Annotated in this window: 1 protein-coding gene; it reads right to left on the bottom strand. The window is 76.4% G+C overall.

Going from position 1 to position 20,223, the window contains the following annotated elements; translation table 11 throughout:
- Nucleotides 1–77: 77 nt before the first annotated feature.
- Complete coding sequence (locus IEZ04_RS31805) at nucleotides 78–20,222, bottom strand: non-ribosomal peptide synthase/polyketide synthase (protein ID WP_189220449.1); 20,145 nt, start codon at nucleotides 20,220–20,222, stop codon at nucleotides 78–80.
- Nucleotide 20,223: the final 1 nt, after the last annotated feature.

Here is a 20,223-nt window from a genome sequence, read left to right as displayed (position 1 = left end):
GGTCGGGGGGAACGGGTGGCGTACAACAGGCCGGTGATGCGGCGCCGACGGCGGGCCGCGGGCCGCGGGGCGGGGCGTCACCGGTTGTCCCGGGCGTAGCGGGCGATGTGGCGCAGGGCCTCGGCGAAGTCCTCCGCGACACGTCGCACGGTGTCCGTGGCGTGCAGGGCGGGCCGGTGGTGCCAGGTGAAGGAGAGCCGGCCGCCCTGCACCGCGCCGACGACCTCCAGCGGGTGGGAGCCGCCGTCACGTGGATCGTGGTGCTGTCCGAACGAGCCGTGCTCGGCGCGCACCAGGCCCGCGTCGGCGGAGTTCTCCGGGCGGGCGTCCCACTGGCCCAGGTAGTTGAAGACGACCTGTCCGTGCGCGGCCCGGCCGAGCCGCTCGCGCACCTCGGGCGGGCCGAAGGTGCGCAGCGCGCCGAAGCCCAGGCCGTTGCCGGGCACGGCGCGCAGCTGGCGGCGCACCGACTTCACCAGGGCCCGCCAGTCCCGGGCGGGGCCGAGGTCCGCGGGTTCGGGCACCTGGAGGGCGACGGGGTGGACGGTGGTGAACCAGCCGACCGTACGGGAGAGGTCCACGTCGTCGAGGACGTCCTCGCGGCCGTGGCCCTCCAGGTCGAGGCGGACCTCCTCGCGGCCGGTCCAGCGGGCCAGGGCCAGGGCCAGGGCGGCGAGCAGCACGTCGTTGACGCGGGTGCGGTAGGCGGTCGGCGCGGCACGCAGCAGCGCCTCGGTGTCCTCCTCGTCCAGTTCGACGGCGAGGGTGCCGACGACATCCGTCTCCGGTCCGGCCGGGATCCCGGCCGGCAGGGGCTCCGCGTTCACCGCCCGCTCCCAGTACGGCAGTTCCTCGTCGAGGGCGCCGGACGCGACGTGCGCGGCGAGGCCCCGGGCCCAGTCGCGGAAGGAGGTGGTGCGGTCGCCCAGCGCGACCGGCTCGCCCCGGGCGGCCTGCCGGTGGGCGGTCTCCAGGTCGTCACGGAGGATGCGCCAGGACACGGCGTCCACCACCAGGTGATGGGCGACCAGGAGGAGGAAGGCGGGCCGGCCGGTGCCGCCGGTGAACAGAGCCGCCCGCAGCAGCGGACCGCGCGCCAGGACGAATCCGGTGTGCAGGTCGTCGGCGGCCTTCGCCATCGCCGCGTCGGCCTCGGCGGGGGTCAGCCCGCTCAGGTCGTGGCGGGTCAGGAGCCCGTCGCGGTCGGTGTCGGACGGCGGCGGGTCGAACTGGCGCCAGCCGGCCGGGGTCCCGGTGTCCTCGGTGAAGCGCATGCGCAGGGCGTCGTGGTGGTCGAGCAGGGCGTTCAGGGCCGTTTCCAGGGCGGCGGGGTCCGGGTCGGTGCCGAGCTCCAGCAGCAGCGACTGGTTGAAGTGGCCGTGGCTGGCGCGCGGGCCGGTCAGGAACCACTCCTGGATGGGCGTGAGCGGCACCTCCCCGCTCACCGGGCCGTCCCCGTCCCCGGAGTGCCGGGGCGCGTCGGTGACGACGGCGGCCAGCTCGGCGACCGTCTGGTGGGTGAACAGGTCGCGGGTGGCCAGGTGCAGTCCGTCCCGCCGCAGCCGGGAGACGACCTGCATGCTGAGGACGGAGTCGCCGCCGAGGTGGAAGAAGTTGTCGTGCGCGCCGACGTCCGCCACGCCGAGGACGTCGGCCCAGATGCGGGCGACACGGCGTTCGGTGTCGGTGCGCGGTGCCGTGCGCGGCCCGGCGGCGGTGTGCGCGGGGCCGGGTTCGGGCAGGGCGGCGCGGTCGGTCTTGCCGTTCGGGGTGAGCGGCAGGCGCTCCAGCGGGACGAACGCCGACGGGACCATGTGCGGCGGCAGCAGTCCGGCGAGGTGGTCGCGCAGTTCCGGCACCGGCAGCTCCTCCGCGGTGCCCCCGTCGGGCACCACGTAGGCCACGAGCCGTCCCCCGGACCGGCCGTCCGGGTCGCTCCCGCCGCCGCGTACGGTGACCACCGCGTCCCGCACCCGCGGGCTGCGCCGCAGCGCGCTCTCGATCTCCCCGGGCTCGATGCGGAAGCCGCGCAGCTTGACCTGGTCGTCGGCGCGTCCGGCGAAGCGCAGTTCGCCACAGGAGTCCCAGCGGGCCAGGTCGCCGGTGCGGTACATCCGCTCCCCCGGCGCGCCGAACGGGTCGGCGACGAAACGGGAGGCGGTCAGGCCGGGGCGGTGCAGATAGCCGCGGGCCAGTCCGGGTCCGGCCACGTACAGCTCGCCGGTGACGCCGGGCGGGACGGGGCGCAGGGCGGCGTCGAGGACGTGGACGCGGGTGGCGCCGGCCGGGCGGCCGATCGGCGGGGCGCCCGTGCCCGGGGCGAGGGGGCCGGTCCAGGTGGCGACGACGGTGGCCTCGGTCGGGCCGTAGGAGTTGATCATGCGTCGGCCGGGTGCCCACCGCTCCACGAGGTGGGCCGGGCAGGCCTCGGCGCCCACGATGAGGGTGCGCAGGTGCGGCAGGGCGTCGGCACTCTCGCGGTCGACCGTGGCCAGGGCGGCGGGCGGGATCAGCGTGTGGCTGATGCGCCGCCCGGCGAGGACCTCGGCGAGCCGCTCCCCGACGAGCGGGCCCTCCTCCCCGGTGACCAGGGTGGCCCCGCTCAGCAGGGACACGCACAGCTCCAGCACGGAGGCGTCGAAGCTGGGCGAGGCGAACTGCAGGACCCGGTCGCCGGGGCCCGCGTCGTAGCGGTCGGTGGCGGCCGCGGCGAAGGCGGCCAGACCGCTGTGCGTCACCGTCACTCCCTTGGGGGTGCCGGTGGAACCGGACGTGTAGATCACGTACGCCGGGTGGGCGACGGTCAGCGGGGCCGTGCGGTCGGCGTCCGTGGGCGCGGTCTCGGGCCCGTCCGCGTCCCGTACGGCGGCGGGGTCGTCCAGGACGAGCAGGGCGCCCGCGTCGCGCAGCATGAACTCCCGCCGCCGCTCGGGGTAGTCCGGGTCGACCGGCAGGAAGGCGCCGCCCGCCTTCGCCACGGCGAGCTGCGCCACCACCGTCTCCGCACCGCGGGGCAGGGCCAGCGCGACGATCCGCTCCGGTCCCACACCCCGGGCGATGAGCCGGTGCGCCAGCCGGTTGGCGGCGCGCTCCACCTCGGCGTACGTCAGCTCGCGGCCGTCGGCGTCGGCCAGGGCCACGGCGTCGGGCGTGCGGGCGGCCTGCCGTTCGAACAGCTCCGGCAGGGTCGCCGCCGGGACCGGGCGGGCGGTGCCGCGTCCCTGGTCGAGGACGGTTTCGAGGGTCTCGTCGGTGGCGAGCGGCAGGGCGCCCAGGGGCCGGTCGGGGTCGTCGGCGACGGCGGTCAGGAGCGTGCCGAGCTGGTCGGCCATCCGTTCGGCGGTGGCCGCGTCGAACAGGTCGGTGTTGTAGGTGAGCAGGCCGTGCAGTTCCCCGGCGTCGGTCTCGGCGAACTCCAGGGTGAGGTCGAACGCCGCGTGCCGCAGGTCGGTGTCGACGTCGGTGACCTCGACGCCGGGCAGGTCGAGACCGGCGGCCGGGGCGTTCTGCAGCACCACCATCACCTGGAACAGGGGGGTGCGGCTGGTGTCGCGGACCGGCTGCACCTCGTCCACCACCCGCTCGAACGGCGCCTCCTGGTGGGCGAAGGCGTCCAGGACGGTCGCGCGTACGTCGGTGAGGAACTCGGGGAAGGGGCGGTCGGGTTCGACGCGGGAGCGCAGCACGAGGGTGTTGACGAAGAACCCGACGAGGTTCTGGGTCTCGGCGCGGTCGCGGCCGGAGGTGACCGTGCCGACGGTGATGTCCCGGCCGCCGGTCAGCCGGGCCAGATAGGTCTGCGCGGCGGCGACCAGCGTGGTGAACAGGGTGGCCTGCCGGTCCCGGCCCGCCTGGACGAGGCGGCGGGTCGTGTCGCGCGGCAGGACGAGGCGCACGGCGGCGCCGTCGTGGGTGCGTACCGCCGGGCGCGGCCGGTCGGTGGGCAGGTCCAGCGTCTCCAGACCGGCCAGGTGCTCCTTCCAGTACGCGAGGTGGTCGTCCGTGTCGCCCGTGCCGCCGCCGCGCTGCCAGTGGGCATAGTCGGCGTACTGCACCGGCAGCGGCGGCAGCTGCCCCTCGGCCGCGCCCAGTTCCTTCCGGTAGAAGTGGGCGAGGTCGCCGGTGAGCACTCCGGTGGACCAGCCGTCGGTGACGATGTGGTGCAGGGTCAGCGTCATGACGTGCTCGTCGTCCGCGAGCCGGATCAGCCCCGCGTGCATGAGCGGGCCGCGCCGCAGGTCGAAGACGCGGGCGCGCTCGGCCGCCAGCAGCTCCTCCAGCCGGGCCGCGCGGTCGGACTCCGCCAGGGACGACAGGTCGTGCAGCAGCAGGGGCATGTCCTGCGCGGGGTGGACGATCTGCACGCCGTGGCCGTCCACCGCGTCGAAGGTGGTGCGCAGCGCCTCGTGCCGCTCGGCCAGGGCGCTCAGGGCCGCGGTGAGGGCGGACACGTCGAGCCGGCCGCGCAGCCGCAGGGCCAGCGCGGTGACGTACTCGCCGCTGCCCGGCGCGAACTCCTCCAGGAACCACAGGCGCTGCTGGGCGTACGACATCGGGGCGGGCGTGTCCCGTGGGACGGGGACGATCGCGGTGGGCGCGGCGTCGCCGGACGGGCCCGCGGTGAGCAGGGCGGCGAGGGCGGCGGGGGTGGGGTGGGTGAACACCGCGCGCGGCGACAGGTCGGTGCCGAACGCCTCGGACAGGCGGGCGGCCAGCCGGATGCTGAGGATGGAGTCGCCGCCCAGCTGGAAGAAGTCGTCCTCCACACCGGGCTGTTGCATGGCGAGGACCTCCGCGAAGACTCCGGCGGTGCGCCGCTCGGCGTCGGTGCGCGGCGCGGTCGGCGCCCGGTCCCCGCCGGGATCCTCCGGCGCCGGGAGCGCGGCCCGGTCGACCTTGCCGTTGCCGCTGAGCGGCAGCGCGGGCAGGGCGACGAACGCCGAGGGGACCAGGTAGTCGGGGAGCGAGCGCGTGACGGACTCGGTTACGGCCGTGAGGTCCTCGGGGCCGACCACGTAGGCCACCAGGCGCCGGCTGCCGGGCCGGTCCTCGCGGGCCACCACCGCCACGTCCGCGACGTCCGGGTGCGCCGCGAGGGCCGCCTCCACCTCGCCGGGTTCGACGCGGAAACCGCGGATCTTCACCTGGTCGTCGGCGCGGCCCAGGAACTCCACCGTGCCGTCGGGGCGGCGGCGGGCCAGGTCGCCGGTGCGGTACATACGGGTACCGGGCGGTCCGGCGGGATCGGCGAGGAAGCGGGCGGCGGTGTCGCCGGGACGGCCCAGATAGCCGCGGGCCACGCCCTCGCCGGCGAGGTACAGCTCGCCGGCGCAGCCCGGCGGCACGGGCCGCAGCCGGCCGTCGAGGACGTGCACCCGCATGTCGTCGAGCGGACGGCCGATGGGCACCGTGCCGGGGACGGCCGTCGCGTCGGTGAGCGCGAAGGACGTCGCGAACGTCGTCGTCTCGGTGGGGCCGTAGCCGTCCACGACGGTCAGGCCGGGGCAGGCGGACAGCACCCGGCGCACCGCCGCGGCGGGCACCACGTCGCCGCCGGTCCACACCTGGCGCAGCCCGGCGAAGCAGTCCGGCGCGTCCTGCGCCAGCAGCCGGAAGAGGCCCGCGGTCAGCCACAGCGCGCTCAGGCCGCCGTCGCGGGCCAGGTCCCGCAGCAGCGCCGCGTCCACGGGCCGGGGCGGTGCCACGACCACGCAGCCGCCGTTGAGCAGGGGCGCCCACACCTCGAAGGTGGCGGCGTCGAAGGCCACCGGGGAATGCAGCAGCACCCGCTCGCACACCCCGCCGGTGAAACGGCCGTCGGTGGCGAGGGCGGCCACGTCGCGGTGGCGCACCGCGACCACCTTGGGCTCGCCGGTCGACCCGGAGGTGAACATCACGTACGCCAGCCGGTCGGCGTCCGCGGGGACGGCCACGGGCGCGCCCGGCACGGGGGTGCGGGCGGCGGCGACGTCCGCGGCGGTCAGCTCCGCCGTCGCGCCCGCCCGCCCGAGCAGCGAGCGGCGCCGCTCCTCGGGGGCGCGGACGTCCACCGGCACGTAGGCGCCGCCCGCCTTGAGGACGGCGAGCTGGGCGACGACGAGTTCGGCGCGGCGGTCCATCGGCAGCGCCACCCGGTCCTCGGCCCGCAGGCCGCCGGCGAGGAGCCGGGACGCCACGGCGCCGGACCAGTCGTCGAGCTGACGGTACGTCAGCTCCGTGTCGCCGTGGCGCAGGGCGGGTGCGTCGGGGGTACGGCGGGCCTGCTCGGCGAAGAGGTCGACGGGGCTGCGCGGCACCGTCGGCCGGGCGGGAGCGTTCCACCGGCGGAGCAGGGCGCGGTCGTCCTCGGTCAGCAGCTCCGGGCCGGTCACGTCCGCGTCCGCCCCGATGCCGTCGGCGAGGGCGGTCAGGGCGGCCACGACCCGGGCCGCGAGGCGTTCGGCCGTGTCCGCGTCGAACAGGCCGGCGTCGTAGGCGAGGTCGATGCCGAGCCGGTCGCCGAGGTGGGCGCGCAGGCACAGCGGGAAGGTCGGCGCGTCGTCGGCCCGCACCTCCTCGACGTGCACGCCCGTGCGGGCCGTGGCGGACTCGTCGACGGGGTAGTTCTCGAACACCACCATGCTGTCGAACAGCGCCTCGCCCGCCGGGACCTCGCTCAGTGCCTGGATGCGGGGCAGCGCGAGGAAGTCGAAGCGGCGGGCGTCGCTCTGCCGCTCCTGCACCTCCCGCAGCCAGGGCGCCACCGGCCCGCCCGTGACGCGGATCCGGGTGGGCACGGTGTTGATGAACATGCCGATCATCGACTCCACGCCCGGCAGTTCGGCCGGCCGGCCGGAGACGGTGGTGCCGAACACGACGTCGTCGCGTCCGCCGTGACGGGCCAGCAGCAGCGCCCAGGCGCCCTCGACCACGGTGTTCACCGTCAGCCCGGCCCGTGCCGCCGTCTCCCGCAACCGCGCCGACAGGCGCTCGTCCAGCTCCCGGCGCACCGTGGCGGCGGCGCGGGCACGGTGCGCCTCGGCCGGTGTGCGGTCGTAGGGCAGCGGGGTGCGGGCCCGGAAACCGGCGAGGGTGTCCGTCCAGTACGCCTCGGCCGCGTTCGCGTCCTGCTCGTGCAGCCAGCGCAGGAAGTCGGAGAACGGGCGCCGGACCGGTACGGGGGCCTCGCGGCCGCCGGTGAGCGCCGCGTAGCGCTCGCACACCTCGGTGAGCAGCTGCCCGGTGCTCCAGCCGTCCAGGATCAGGTGGTGGGCGGACCACAGCAGCAGGATTTCGTCGCCGGGCAGCGCGGCCAGGGTGATGCGGGTGAGGGGCGCGGTGGTGAGGTCCATGCCCGCCGCGCGGTCGGCGGCCAGCAGCGCCTCGGTCTCCCGCTCGCGCTGCCCGGGCGTCAGATGCCGCCAGTCCAGGTGGGTGACGGGCAGTTCCACGTGCTCGTGGACGACCTGGACCGGGTGTGGCAGGCCCTGCCAGTGGACGCTGGTGCGCAGGGCCTCGGTGCGGTCGGCGACCTGCTGCCAGGCGGCGGCGAAGGCCCGCGGGTCGGCCACCCCGGACAGTCGTACGGCCGTCCGGTCGAAGTAGGCGCCCGCCGTGTCCACCAGGCCGTGGAAGACCATGCCGGCCTGGAGGGGCGTCAGCGGCAGGACGTCCGCCACGTGCCGGCCGTCGCCCACCAGGCGGTCCAGCTCCTCCTGGCCGAGTCCGGCGAGCGGGAAGTCGGACGGGGTGCGGCCGCCCGCGTCGGGGCGGGCGCAGTGGGCCGCGATGTCGCGCAGCGCCGCGCACATGTCGTCGGCGAGTCCGCGGACGGCGGACTCGTCGTAGACGGCCGGCGGATAGGTCCAGCCGAGTTCGAGCCTGCCGTCCTGGACCACGCCGGTGACGTCCAGCAGGTAGGGGCGGGGTGCGTCGGGGTCGGTGTCGGAGCCGGCCGGGGGCAGGGCGGCGCCGTACAGGCCGTCGCTGTCGCCGCCGGCGTCCCACCGGCCGTGGTAGTTGAAGCCGACCTGCGGCGATGGGGCGCCCGCGAGCGGGCTGCCGGGCAGCAGGTGGCGCAGCGCGCCGTGGCTCAGGCCGTGCCGGGGCACCGCGCGCAGCTGCTCCTTCACCGAGCGCAGGGTGTCGTGCCAGCCCGCGTCCGGGTCGACGCTCAGCGCGAGGGGGAACTCGGCGGTGAACCAGCCGACCGTACGGGTCAGGTCCAGGTCGTCGAAGAGGTCCTCGCGGCCGTGGCCCTCCACGCCGACCAGTACGGTGTCGCGCCCGCACCAGCGGGCCAGGGTGCGGCCGAGGGCGCTGAGCAGGACGTCGTTGACCTGGGTGCGGTAGACCTCCGGGACCCGGCGCAGCAGGGCCTCGGTGGTCTCCGGCTCCAGCTCCACGGTGACCGTGGCGGCGGTGCCGTACGTGTTGGGGCCGGGCCGGCCCGCGGGCAGGTCCGCAGGGGCCGCCGCGGTGCGCTTCCAGTACGGGAGGTCGCCGTCCAGGGCGCCGGAGCGGGTGTGCGTCTCCAGCCGGGCCGCCCAGTGCCCGTACGCGGTGGTGGCCGGGGGCAGGTCGACGGGCCGTCCCTCGGCGGCGTGGCGGTGGGCGGTCTCCAGGTCGGCCAGCAGGATCCGCCAGGAGACGCCGTCGACGACCAGGTGGTGGACGGTGAAGAGGAGTTGTGCGGGCAGGCCGGGGCCGCGGTCGAAGAGCAGGACGCGCGCCACCCTGCCTTCGGTCGGGTCCAGGGACGCCCGGGCCGCGTCCGCCGCGCGTCGTGCCTCGGCCTCCAGCGCGGGGCCGTCCAGGCCGGTCACGTCGTGGTGGGTGAGGACGCCGTCCGGGACGTCCGGCAGGAGTTCCTGGCGCCAGCCGTCGTCGGTGCGGGAGAAGCGGGTGCGCAGGGCCGGATGGTGGCGGACCAGGGCGTCGACGGCCGTGCGCAGGACGGACGGGTCGGTTCCGGGGGCCAGTTCGATCCGCTGCGACATGGTGAAGCGCAGCGGGTCGCCGGGGTGGCGGCCGTCGAGGTACCAGCGCTGGACGGGCGTGAGCGGCGCCTCGGCGGGCGGGGCCGTGTCCGCCGCGGCGGGGGCCGTCGTCCCGGTGACGCGGAGGGCGAGTTCGGCGACGGTCTGGTGGCGGAAGACGTCCTTGGTGGTCAGCGCCAGTCCGGCCCGGCGGGCCCGGGAGACGATCTGGATGCTGAGGATGGAGTCGCCGCCGAGCGAGAAGAAGTTGTCCCGCGCGCCCACCCGTTCGACGTGCAGGACGTCCGCCCAGATCGCGGCCAGCGTCTCCTCGGTGCCGGGGCGCGGTGCCACGTACGCCGTGGCGGCGTCCGGCTGCGCGGGCGGGGCGGGCAGGGCGCGCCGGTCGGTCTTGCCGCTGCTGGTGCGCGGGATCCGCGCCAGCGGGACGAACGCGGCGGGCACCATGTGGTCCGGCAGGGTGCGCCGGAGCGCGAGGCGCAGTGCGTCGGCGGCCGGGACGGTGTCCCCGGCGGGCACGAAGTACCCCACGAGCATCAGGCGGCCCGCGTGTTCGCGTGCCGTCACCACGGCCTCGGACACGTCCGGGTGGGCGACCAGCGCGGCCTCGACCTCGCCGGGTTCGATCCGGAAGCCGCGGATCTTGATCTGTTCGTCGGCGCGGCCCAGGAACTCCAGCAGTCCTCGCGCGGTGAAGCGGGCGCGGTCGCCGGTGCGGTACATCCGCTCCCCCGGCGCGCCGAACGGGTCGGCGAGGAACCGCGACGCGGTCAGGCCGGGCCGGTTGAGATAGCCGCGGGCCACCTGCGCGCCGGCCAGGTACAGCTCGCCGGGCACACCGGGCGGCACCGGGCGCAGGGCGCCGTCCAGGACGTAGGCGCGCAGGTTGCGGCCGGGGCGCCCGATGACCGGCCGGTCCGGATGGTCGGCGCACCGCCCGTAGGTGGCGTCGACGGTGCACTCGGTGGGCCCGTACATGTTGTACGCGGTGACGCCGAGGCCGGCGGCGGCGCACAGCTCCCGCCAGGTGTCCGGGCCCGTCGCCTCGCCGCCGACCAGCAGGACGCGCGGGTGGTGGCGGCCGGGCGCGAGGAGCCCGGCGGCGGTGAGTTCGCGCAGGAAGGACGGGGTGACGTTCACCAGGTCGAGGCGGCTTTCGGCGACCTGGGCGCAGAACGCGTCCGGGTCCAGGCGCACGTCCTCGTCGATCAGGTGGACCTCCTGCCCGAGGGTGAGCAGCAGCGGCCCCTCCCAGGAGGTGTCGAAGGAGAACGAGGCGCTCAGCGCGGCGCGCAGCCGCGCCCCGTCCGCGGTGTGCGGGGCGACGAGCCCTTCGCGGTGGTCGTGGCAGAGGTTGACCAGGTGGCGGTGTGCGACGACGACGCCCTTGGGGCGGCCGGTGGAGCCGGAGGTGTAGACGATGTAGGCGGCGTGGTCCGGGCGCAGCGGGGCCGGGCGGTCGCGGTCGGTGGGGTCGTGGGCGGGCAGCCGGTCCCACGGTGTGCCGCGCAGGGCGGCGGCGGTCAGCACGGTGTGCGGGGCCGCGTCCGCGAGGAGGTGGGCGACGCGTTCCTCGGGCAGGCCGGGGTCCAGGCAGAGGAGGGTGCCGCCGGCCTTGGCGACGGCGAGCACCGCCACCATCAGGTCAGAGGTGCGCGGCAGCCGTACGGCGACCACCCGCTCGGGACCGACGCCCTGGGCGAGGAGGTGGTGGGCGAGCCGGTTGGCGCGCTCGTTGAGGGCGGCGAAGCCGAGCGTGGCGTCCCGGGCCACCAGGGCGGTGGCGTGCGGGGTGCGGGCGGCCTGGGCCTCGAACAGGGCGGGGAAGGTGGTCTCCGGCACCGTGAGCCGGGGCCCCTGCCAGTCGTGGAGCACCCGGCGCCGCTCGGCGTCGGTCATCAGCTCCAGTGCCCGCACGTCCCGGTCGGGGTCCTGTGCGGCGGCCTCCAGCAGCAGCCGCAGACGGTCGGCCAGGCCGCGGACGGTGTCCTCGTCGAACAGGGCGGTGTCGTACTCCAGGTGGCCGGTGACGCCGTCGTCGCCCTCCACGAAGTCGAAGGCCAGGTCGAACGTGGCGTGCCGGACCGGCGGCAGGACCGGCTCGACGTCCAGGTCCGGGAGCGCGGGGGCCTGGGCGCCCAGGTTGTGCAGGGCGACCATGACCTGGAACAGGGGGGTGCGGCTGGTGTCCCGCTCGGGCTGGAGGGCGTCCACCAGCCGCTCGAAGGGCACGTCCTGGTGGGCGAAGGCGTCCAGGACGGTGCCGCGCACCTGCTCCAGCAGCGCGCGGAACGTCGTGCCGGGGCGCACCCGGTTGCGCAGCACCAGCGTGTTCACGAACATGCCGACCACGTCGTGCAGTTCGGGGCGCTCCCGGCCCGCGGTGACGGTGCCGACGGCGAAGTCGTCCTGGTCGGCCCAGCGGGACAGCAGGGCCGTGCAGGCGGTCAGCAGGGTCATGTACAGGGTGGCGTCGGCCTCCCGGGCCCGCTCGCGCAGTCGGCCGGTCAGCCCGGCAGGCAGGGTGAAGGTCACCAGCGCGCCGTCCCGGGTGCGTACGGCTGGACGCGGCCGGTCGGTCGGCGGCTCCAGCGGGGGGACGCCGTCCAGCACCTCGCGCCAGTGGGCGAGCTGCCGCTCGACGTCGTCGGCGCGGGCGCGCTGCCAGGCGGCGTGGTCGGCGTACCGGACGGGCAGCGCGGGCAGGTCGGGGCGGCGGCCCTCGTGGGCCGCCGTGTACAGCTCGCCCAGGTCCCGGCCGAGGACGCCGAGCGACCAGCCGTCGGTGACGATGTGGTGGACGGCGAGGACGAGGACGTGCTCGTCGTGTTCGTCGTGTTCGTCGTGTCCGTCGTGTCCGTCGTGCTCTTCGTGTCCGTCGTGCTCGCCGTGTCCGCCGTGCTCGCCGTGTCCGCCGTGCTCGCCGTCGGCCGTGCGGGCCAGCCGGGCGCGCAGCAGCGGCCCGGCCGCCAGGTCGAAGGGCGTGGCGGCCTCGCGCTCCAGCAGCGCGTCGAGCGCCGCCCGCGGGTCCGGGGCCGTGACGAGGTCCTCCACGGGCAGGTCGACCCGGTACGGCGGGTTGACCACCTGCCGTACCCGGCCGTCCTGTTCGGCTTCGGCGAAGGTGGTGCGCAGTGATTCGTGCCGGGCGACCAGGCCGTCCAGCGCGGTGCTCAGGGCGCCGGTGTCGAGCGGTCCGCGCAGGCGGAGCACGGACAGCGTCGTGTACTCGGTGCCGCCGGGCTCGAACCGGTCGAGGAACCACAGGCGCTGCTGGGCGTACGACAGCGGCGCCGGGGTCCCGGGGCCGGTCGCCGGTATCGCGTCGGCCGGCGGGACGGACGCGTCACCGGCCCGCGGGTCGGACGCCTCACCGGCCGCCGGTTCACCGGCCGGTTCGCCGAGTTCGGCGGCGAGGGCGGCCACCGTGGGACGGGTGAACAGCAGCCTCGGGGAGACGCCGGGGCCGAACGCGGCGCGCAGCCGGGCGGTGACGCGGACGGCGAGGATGGAGTCGCCGCCGAGCGCGAAGAAGTCGTCACCGGCGTGCACCTCCCCCACTCCCAGCACGTCCGCCCAGGCGGCGGCCACCGCACGTTCGGCGGGTGTGCGCGGCGGGGTCCGGTCGGGGCCAGCGGCGTAGCCGTCCGGTCCCGGCGCGGGCAGCGCGCGCCGGTCGAGCTTGCCGTTGACGGTGAGCGGCAGCGCGTCCATCGGCACGTAGGCGGCGGGCACCATGTGGGCGGGCAGCAGGCGCTCCAGGTGGGCGCGGAGTCCGGCCGCCGCGGGGGCCGTACCGCCGGAGCCGACGACGTGCGCCACGAGCCTCCGCGTCCCGGCGGCGTCCTCGAACACGCCGACCGCGGCCTCGGCGACACCGGGATGGGTGTGCAGGGCCGCCTCGATCTCGCCGGGTTCGATGCGGTAGCCGCGGATCTTCACCTGGGCGTCCGCGCGGCCCAGGTACTCCAGGGTGCCGTCGGCCCGCCACTTCGCCCGGTCGCCCGTGCGGTACATGCGGGTGCCGGCCGGTCCGAAGGGGTCGGCGAGGAAGCGGGTGGCGGTGAGGCCGGGGCGGCCCAGATAGCCGCGGGCCAGGCCCTCGCCCGCCACGTACAGCTCGCCGGTCGCGCCGGGCGGCACGGGTGCCAGGTCCGCGTCGAGCACGTACACCCGCAGGTCGGGCATGGCCGTGCCGATGGGGCTGGCGGGGCCGCCGTCGCCGGTGGCGGGGTCGAGCGGGGCGTGGGTGACGTGCACGGTGGTCTCGGTGATGCCGTACATGTTGACCAGCCGCGGGGCGTCGGCCGGGTGGCGGGCCCACCAGTCGGTGAGCCGGGCGGTGTCCAGGGCCTCGCCGCCGAAGACCACCGTGCGCAGGGCGAGACGCGCGCCGACCTCCAGGTGTTCGGCGTCGGCGCGGATCAGCGGGTAGAACGCGGACGGCGTCTGGTTGAGGACGGTGACCTGCTCGTCCGCCAGCAGGCGCAGGAAGTCCTCCGGGGAGCGGGCGGTCTCGTCGGGCACGACCACGAGCCGGCCGCCGTGCAGCAGCGGGCCCCACAGCTCCCACACGGAGAAGTCGAACGCGTAGGAGTGGAACATCGTCCACACGTCGTCCGCGCCGAAGCCGAACCAGTGGCTCGTGCGGGTGAACAGCCGCACCACGTTGGCGTGCGGGATCACCACGCCCTTGGGGCGGCCGGTGGAGCCGGAGGTGTAGATGGCGTAGGCGGGGCTCTCCGGCAGCGGCCGGCGGGCCGGGACGGGACCGGAGGCCGGGCGGCGGGCGAGGTCGGCCCCGGTGTCCGGGTCGTCCAGGAGGAGGACGGGCACGCCGGTGCCGTCGGCCTTCGCCGCCGGGCCGGCCGTGGTCACCAGCGTCACCGGGGCGGCGTCGGCGAGGAGGTGGGCGAGGCGTTCGGCGGGCGCTTGCGGGTCGACCGGCAGATAGGCCGCGCCGGTCTTCAGCACGGCAAGGATCGCGACGACCTGGTCGCAGGAGCGGGGCAGGGCGAGGGCGACGAACCGCTCGGGCGCGGCGCCGAGTTCGGCGAGCCGGTGGGCGAGCCGGCCGGCGCGGGCGTCGAGCGTCGCGTAGTCCAGGTGCTCGGTGCCGCAGGTGACGGCGGTGGCGCCGGGCGTGCGGGCGGCCTGCGCCTCGAACAGGTCCACCAGGGTCCGGTCCGGGCGGCCCTGTGCGGTGCCGTTCCAGTCGGTGAGCATCCGCCGCCGTTCCCCGGCCGTCGTCCAGGGCAGGGCGCGCAGCGGCCGGTCGAGGGCGTCGGCCAGCCCGGTGAGCAGCAGGCACAGCCGGCCGGCGAGCGAGCGGACGGTCTCCGCGTCGAACAGGGCGGGGTCGTAGGCGAGGTCGAAGCCGAGGCGGTCGCCGTGGTGGGCGCGCAGGACGAGCGGGTAGTTGGTGGCGTCGCGGGAGGTCACCTCGGTCAGGCGCACCCCGGAGCCGGCCGTGCGGGCCTCGTCGAAGGGGTAGTTCTCGAAGGCGACCATGCTGTGGAAGAGCGGGCTGCCGGACGGCACGTCGCTCAGCCGGGTCAGCTCGGCCAGCGACACGGCCGCGAACCGTCTGGACTCGGCCTGGGCGTCCTGGAGTTCCCGCAGCCACGCGCGGGCCGGGCGCCCGGCGTCGACGCGTACCCGGGTGGGCACGGTGTTGATGAACATGCCGACCATCGACTCCACGCCGGGCAGGTCGTCGGGCCGCCCGGAGACGGTGGTGCCGAACACCACGTCGTCCTCGGCGGCGTAGCGGGCCAGCAGCAGCGCCCAGGCGCCCTGCACGACCGTGTTGAGGGTGAGTCCGGCCTCGCGTGCGGTGCGCGCCAGCCGGGCCGACGTCTCCTCGTCCAGGCCGGACACGTGCACGTCCGCTGAGCGGGCCAGGTGGGCCTCGCGCAGGGGGCGGTCGGCGGGCAGCGGGGTGGGGGCGGCGAAGCCGGCGAGGACGCCCCGCCAGTGCGCGCGGGCGTCGCCCGGGGCCTGCTCGGCGAGCCGGCGCACGTAGTCGCCGAAGGGGCGCCGTACCGGCGGCCGGTACGCGGTCCCGGCGGTGAGGGCCGCGTACTCCTCGCACACCTCGGTCAGCACCTGGGCCAGGCTCCAGCCGTCCAGGATCAGGTGGTGGGAGGTCCACAGCAGGTGCAGCCGCGCGCCGGGCAACCGGACCATGGTCAGCCGCATCAGGGGCGCGGCGGCGAGGTCGATGCCGCGGGCCAGGTCGTCCGCCCGCAGCCGGGCGAGGCGTTCGGCCCGCTCCGGCTCGTCCAGGTCCCGCCAGTCGAGGTGGGTGACCGGCACCCGTACGTCCCGGCGCACGACCTGGAGGGGCACCGGTACGTCCTCCCAGGCCACGCAGGTGCGCAGGGCGGGTGTGCGGTCGGTGACGCGCTGCCAGGCCGTGGCGAAGGCGTGCGGGTCGGCGACGCCGTCCAGCAGGAGCGCCGCCTGGTCGACGTAGACGTCGTCGGGGCCGCCGGCCAGCCGGTGGAAGAGCATGCCCTCCTGGAGCGGGGTCAGCGGCAGGACGTCCTCCACGTCCCGCCCGTCGCCCACCAGCCGGTCCAGGCGGTCCTGGTCGAGGCGGGCCAGCGGGAAGTCGGACGGGGTGCGGCCGCCCGCGCCCGGCTGGGCGCAGTGTTCGGCGATCGCGGCGAGCGCGCGGGTCATGCCGTCGGCGAGGGTGCGGACGGTGTCCTCGTCGTGCACCTGGTCGCTGTAGTGCCAGGTGATCTCCAGTTCGCCGCCGGCGACCACGGCGGAGACGTCCAGCAGGTGGTCCAGCGGCTCGTCGGCGGCGATGTCCCGGCCGGGCACCTCGCCCGCCGGGGCGAAGTCCCGCCCGTCGCCGGCCTCCCACTGGCCGTGGTAGTTGAAGCTGATCTGCGGCAGCGGCACCTCGCGCAGGGCGCGGGCAGCCGGGTCGGGCGAGCCGAGGCGGGCCAGGGCCTCGTAGGACAGGCCGTGCCGGGGGACGGCCCGCAGGCGCTCCTTCACCGTCTTCAGAGTGGCGCCCCAGTCGGGCGCGCCGGACGGTCCGGCGGGCGCCAGGGTGACGGGGTACTGGGCGGTGAACCAGCCCACCGTGCGGGACAGGTCCAGCGTGTCGTCCTCGCGGCCGTGGCCCTCCAGGGCGACGGTCACCCGCTCGGCGCCCGTCCAGTCGGCGAGGACCCGGCCGAGCGCGCTGAGCAGCACGTCGTTGACCTGCGTGCGGTAGACCGCGGGCACCTGGCGCAGCAGGGCGCCGGTGGTGGCGCGGTCCACGCGGGTGCGCAGGGTGCGGACCGAGCCGGCCAGGGGGGTGCCGGGGCGGTCCACGGGCAGCGGGGTACGGGGTTCGGCGGCCTCGGCCGTCCAGTGCGGCAGGTCGGTGTCGAGGTCGCCGGCGCGCACCCGGCGGGCCAGGTGCGCGGCCCAGTCGGCGAACGGCGTGGGGACGGGTTCCAGTGCGATCGTGTCGCCCCGGGCCGCCTGCCGGTAGGCCTCGGCGAGGTCGGCGAGGAGGATGCGCCAGGAGACGCTGTCCACGGCCAGGTGATGGGCGGTCAGGAAGAGCTGGGGGCGCGCTCCGGAGCGGGTCAGCAGGGCGGCGCGCAGCAGGGTGCCGGTGGCCGGGTCGAGGGCGGCGCGGGCGGCTTCGGCGGCCTCCTCGCGGGCGGCTCTCGTGTCGGCGGCGCGGGAGAGGTCGTGGCGGGTGAGCAGGCCGGTGACCGTGACCGGGCCGTCGCCGTCGCCGGGGTGCTGGCGCCAGGTGTCCCCCGAGCGGGCGAAGCGGGTGCGCAGCGCGGGGTGGTGGGCGACCAGCGCCTCCAGGGCGCGCTCCAGGGCCTGTTCGTCCAGGTCGTACGGCAGGTCCAGCAGCATCGACATGCTGAAGTGCCGCAGCGGGCCCTGCGTGGCGTGCGTGCCGTGCGTGCCGTGCGTGCCGTGCGCGGCGAAGAACCACTCCTGGACCGGCGTCAGCGGTGCCGGGCCCTCCTCGCGCGGTGGCCGGGGTGCGGGCGCGTCGGCGGTGCGCGGGGCCGCGGCGGCGGCGAGGTCGGCGACGGTCTGGTGGCGGAAGACGTCCCGCGAGGACAGGTTCAGGCCCGCCGCGCGGGCGCGGGAGACGGCCTGGATGCTGAGGATGGAGTCGCCGCCCAGCTCGAAGAAGTTGTCCGTCGCGCCGACCCGGCTCGCGCCCAGCACCTCGGCCCAGATGCGGGCGAGGGTCTCCTCCTCGGGGGTGCGCGGGGCGACGAACTCCCGGTCGCGTTCGCCGCCGTCGAGGTCGGGGGCGGGCAGGGCACGCCGGTCGGCCTTGCCGCTGACGGTCGTCGGCAGGGCGTCGAGCACGGTGAAGGAGGACGGCACCATGTGGTCGGGCAGGACGCGCCGGCAGGCCGCCCGCACGTCGGCGGCGGCGGGCGGCGCCTCGCGGTCGGCGGGGACGAGGTAGGCGGCGAGCCGGGTGTGGCCGTGCGGGTCGGTGACGGCGACGACCGCGGCGGCGGCGATCGCGGGCTGGTCGGTCAGGGCCGCCTCGACCTCGCCGGGCTCGATGCGGTGGCCGCGCACCTTGACCTGGTCGTCGGCGCGCCCCAGGTGGTCCAGGCGTCCGTCGGCGGTCCAGCGGGCCAGGTCGCCGGTGCGGTACATGCGGGCGCCGGGCTCGCCGAACGGGTCGGGCAGGAACCGTGCGGCGGTCAGCCCCGGGCGGCCGGTGTAGCCGCGCGCCAGCTGCACGCCGGCCAGGTACAGCTCGCCGCCGACTCCGGGCGGTACGGGCTGGAGCCGGTCGTCGAGGACGTAGGCGCGCACGTTGGGCAGCGGCCGGCCGACGGTCGGGCGGCCGTCGCCCTCGATGCGGCAGGCCAGGGCGTCGACCGTGCACTCGGTGGGCCCGTAGAAGTTGTACGCGGCCACGTCCCGCCGGTTCGCCAGCTCCCGCCACAGGCCGGGTCCGACGGCCTCGCCGCCGAGCATCAGCACCCGGGGGCGGTGGCGCGGGTCGGTGAGCAGTCCGGCGGGCAGCAGCTGGCGCAGGTAGGTGGGGGTCAGGTCGAGGAAGTCGATGCGGTGCCCGACGACGTACTCGACCAGTGCGGCGGCGTCCAGCCGGGTCGTCTCGTCGACCAGGTGCAGCGGGTGGCCGTCGGCCATCAGCAGCACGCCCTCCAGCGAGGTGTCGAAGGAGAACGACGCCGTCAGCGCCACCCGCAGCGGCCCGCCGCCCGCCTCGGCGACGAAGCCCTCGCGATGGCCCGCCAGGAGGTTGGCCAGGGACCGGTGCGTCACGGTCACGCCCTTGGGGCGGCCGGTGGAGCCGGAGGTGTAGATGACGTAGGCGGTGGTGTCGGGGTCCGGCGCCGTCAGTGCGCCGGAGGGCGTGTCGGGGACGTCCCGCAGCGCGGCCTCGTCCAGGACGAGCGCGGGTCTCGCGTCGTCCAGCAGGAACCGCACCCGTTCCTCGGGCAGCGCCGGGTCCAGGGGCAGGTAGCCGGCGCCGGCCTTCCAGACGGCGAGGATCGCCACGATCATGTCGGCGGTGCGCGGCAGCCGGAGGGCGACCAGGCGCTCGGGGCCCGCGCCGCGCGCGACCAGGTGGCGGGCCAGCCGGTCGGCGCGCGCGTCGAGCGTCGCGTGGTCCAGGGTCACGTCCCCGGCGACCAGGGCGGTGACGTGCGGGGCGCGGGCGGCCTGCCGTGCGAACAGCTCGGGCAGGGTCTCCTCGGGCACGGGCCGCGCGGTCGCGTTCCAGTCCCGCGTGACCTGCCGCTCCTGCCGGGGCGAGAGCAGGGGCAGGGCGCCCAGCGGCCGGTCCGGTGCGGCCGTGGCGCCGTCCAGGACGCGCAGCAGCTGGTCCGCCATGCGTGCGGCGGTGGCCGCGTCGAACAGGTCGGTGCGGTACTCCAGCAGACCGGTCAGCCCGTCCCCGTCCGGGACGAACTCCACGCTCAGGTCGAACGTGGCGGCCCGCCGGGGCACGGCGACCGGGGCGGTGGCCAGGCCGTGCGGGTCGGGTGCGGCGGGCGGCGCGGGGTGCAGCAGGACCATCACGTCGAACAGGGGGTTGCGGCCCGCCTCCCGGGTCGTACCGACGGCCTCCACCAGCCGCTCGAACGGCGTGTCGCCGTGCGCGAAGGCGTCGTTGACGGTGTCCGCGGCGGCGGCGAGCAGCTCGCGGAAGGAACCTCCGGCCTCGACGCGGGTGCGCAGCACGACGGTGTCGACGAAGAACCCGACGGCCCGCTCCAGGTCGGTGCGCCCGCGTCCGGGGGTCAGCGAGCCGACGGTGATGTCGTCCTGCCCGGACCAGCGGGCCAGCAGGGCCTGGCAGGCGGCGACCAGGGCGGTGAACAGGGTGGTGTGCTGCTCGGCCGCGAGGTGCTTGAGGCGGGCCGTGGTGGCCGCGGGGACGGTGAAGGTGTGCACGGCGCCCGCGCCGGACTCCTCGCCGCGGCGCGGCCGGTCCAGCGGCAGCTCGGGCGCCACCGCCCCGGACAGCCGCTCCTTCCAGTGCGCCAGTCGCCGTTCCAGCCGGGACCCGGACAGCCGCTCGCGCTGCCAGACGGCGAAGTCCGGGTACTGCGCGGCCACCGGCGGCAGCGCGGGCCGTTCGCCCCGCGCGAGGGCGTCGTAGGCGGCGCACAGCTCCTGCAGCAGCACGCCCATCGACCAGCCGTCGGTGACGATGTGATGGGCCGTCAGCAGCAGGACGTGCGCGTCGGGCGACTCCCGCAGCAGCAGGGCGCGCAGCAGCGGCCCGGTGTGCAGGTCGAAGGGGCGCTCGTACTCGGCGAGCAGCACCGCGTCCAGGTCGGCCGGTCCGTCGCCGGGGGCCGTCAGGTCCCTCACGGGCAGCGGGAGCGACCCGGCGGGGTGCACGGTCTGCACGGGTGCGCCGTCGGTCTCCCGGAACGTGGTGCGCAGCGCCTCGTGCCGCTCCACCACGTGCTCCAGCGCGCCGGACAGCGCGGCGTGGTCGAGGGTCCCGGTCAGGCGCAGCGCGACGGCGCTGTTGTAGCGCGGGTCGCCGGGGCGCAGCCGGTCCAGGAACCACAGGCGCTGCTGGGCGAAGGACAGGGGCAGCGGCCGGGTGCGGTCCGCCCGCGGGATGCCCTGCGGGGCGGCGGCGCCGGGGGTGCCGGGAGTACCGGCGGCCCGTCCGGCGAGCCGGCGGCGGAGCGCTTCCCTCAGGTCCTGCGGCAGGGCCTCGGCGCGGTCTGACTTCGAAGACGTCATG

Source organism: Streptomyces ruber (assembly GCF_014648075.1).
GTDB lineage: Bacteria > Actinomycetota > Actinomycetes > Streptomycetales > Streptomycetaceae > Streptomyces > Streptomyces ruber.
This window is presented reverse-complemented; position numbering and strand designations above follow the sequence as displayed.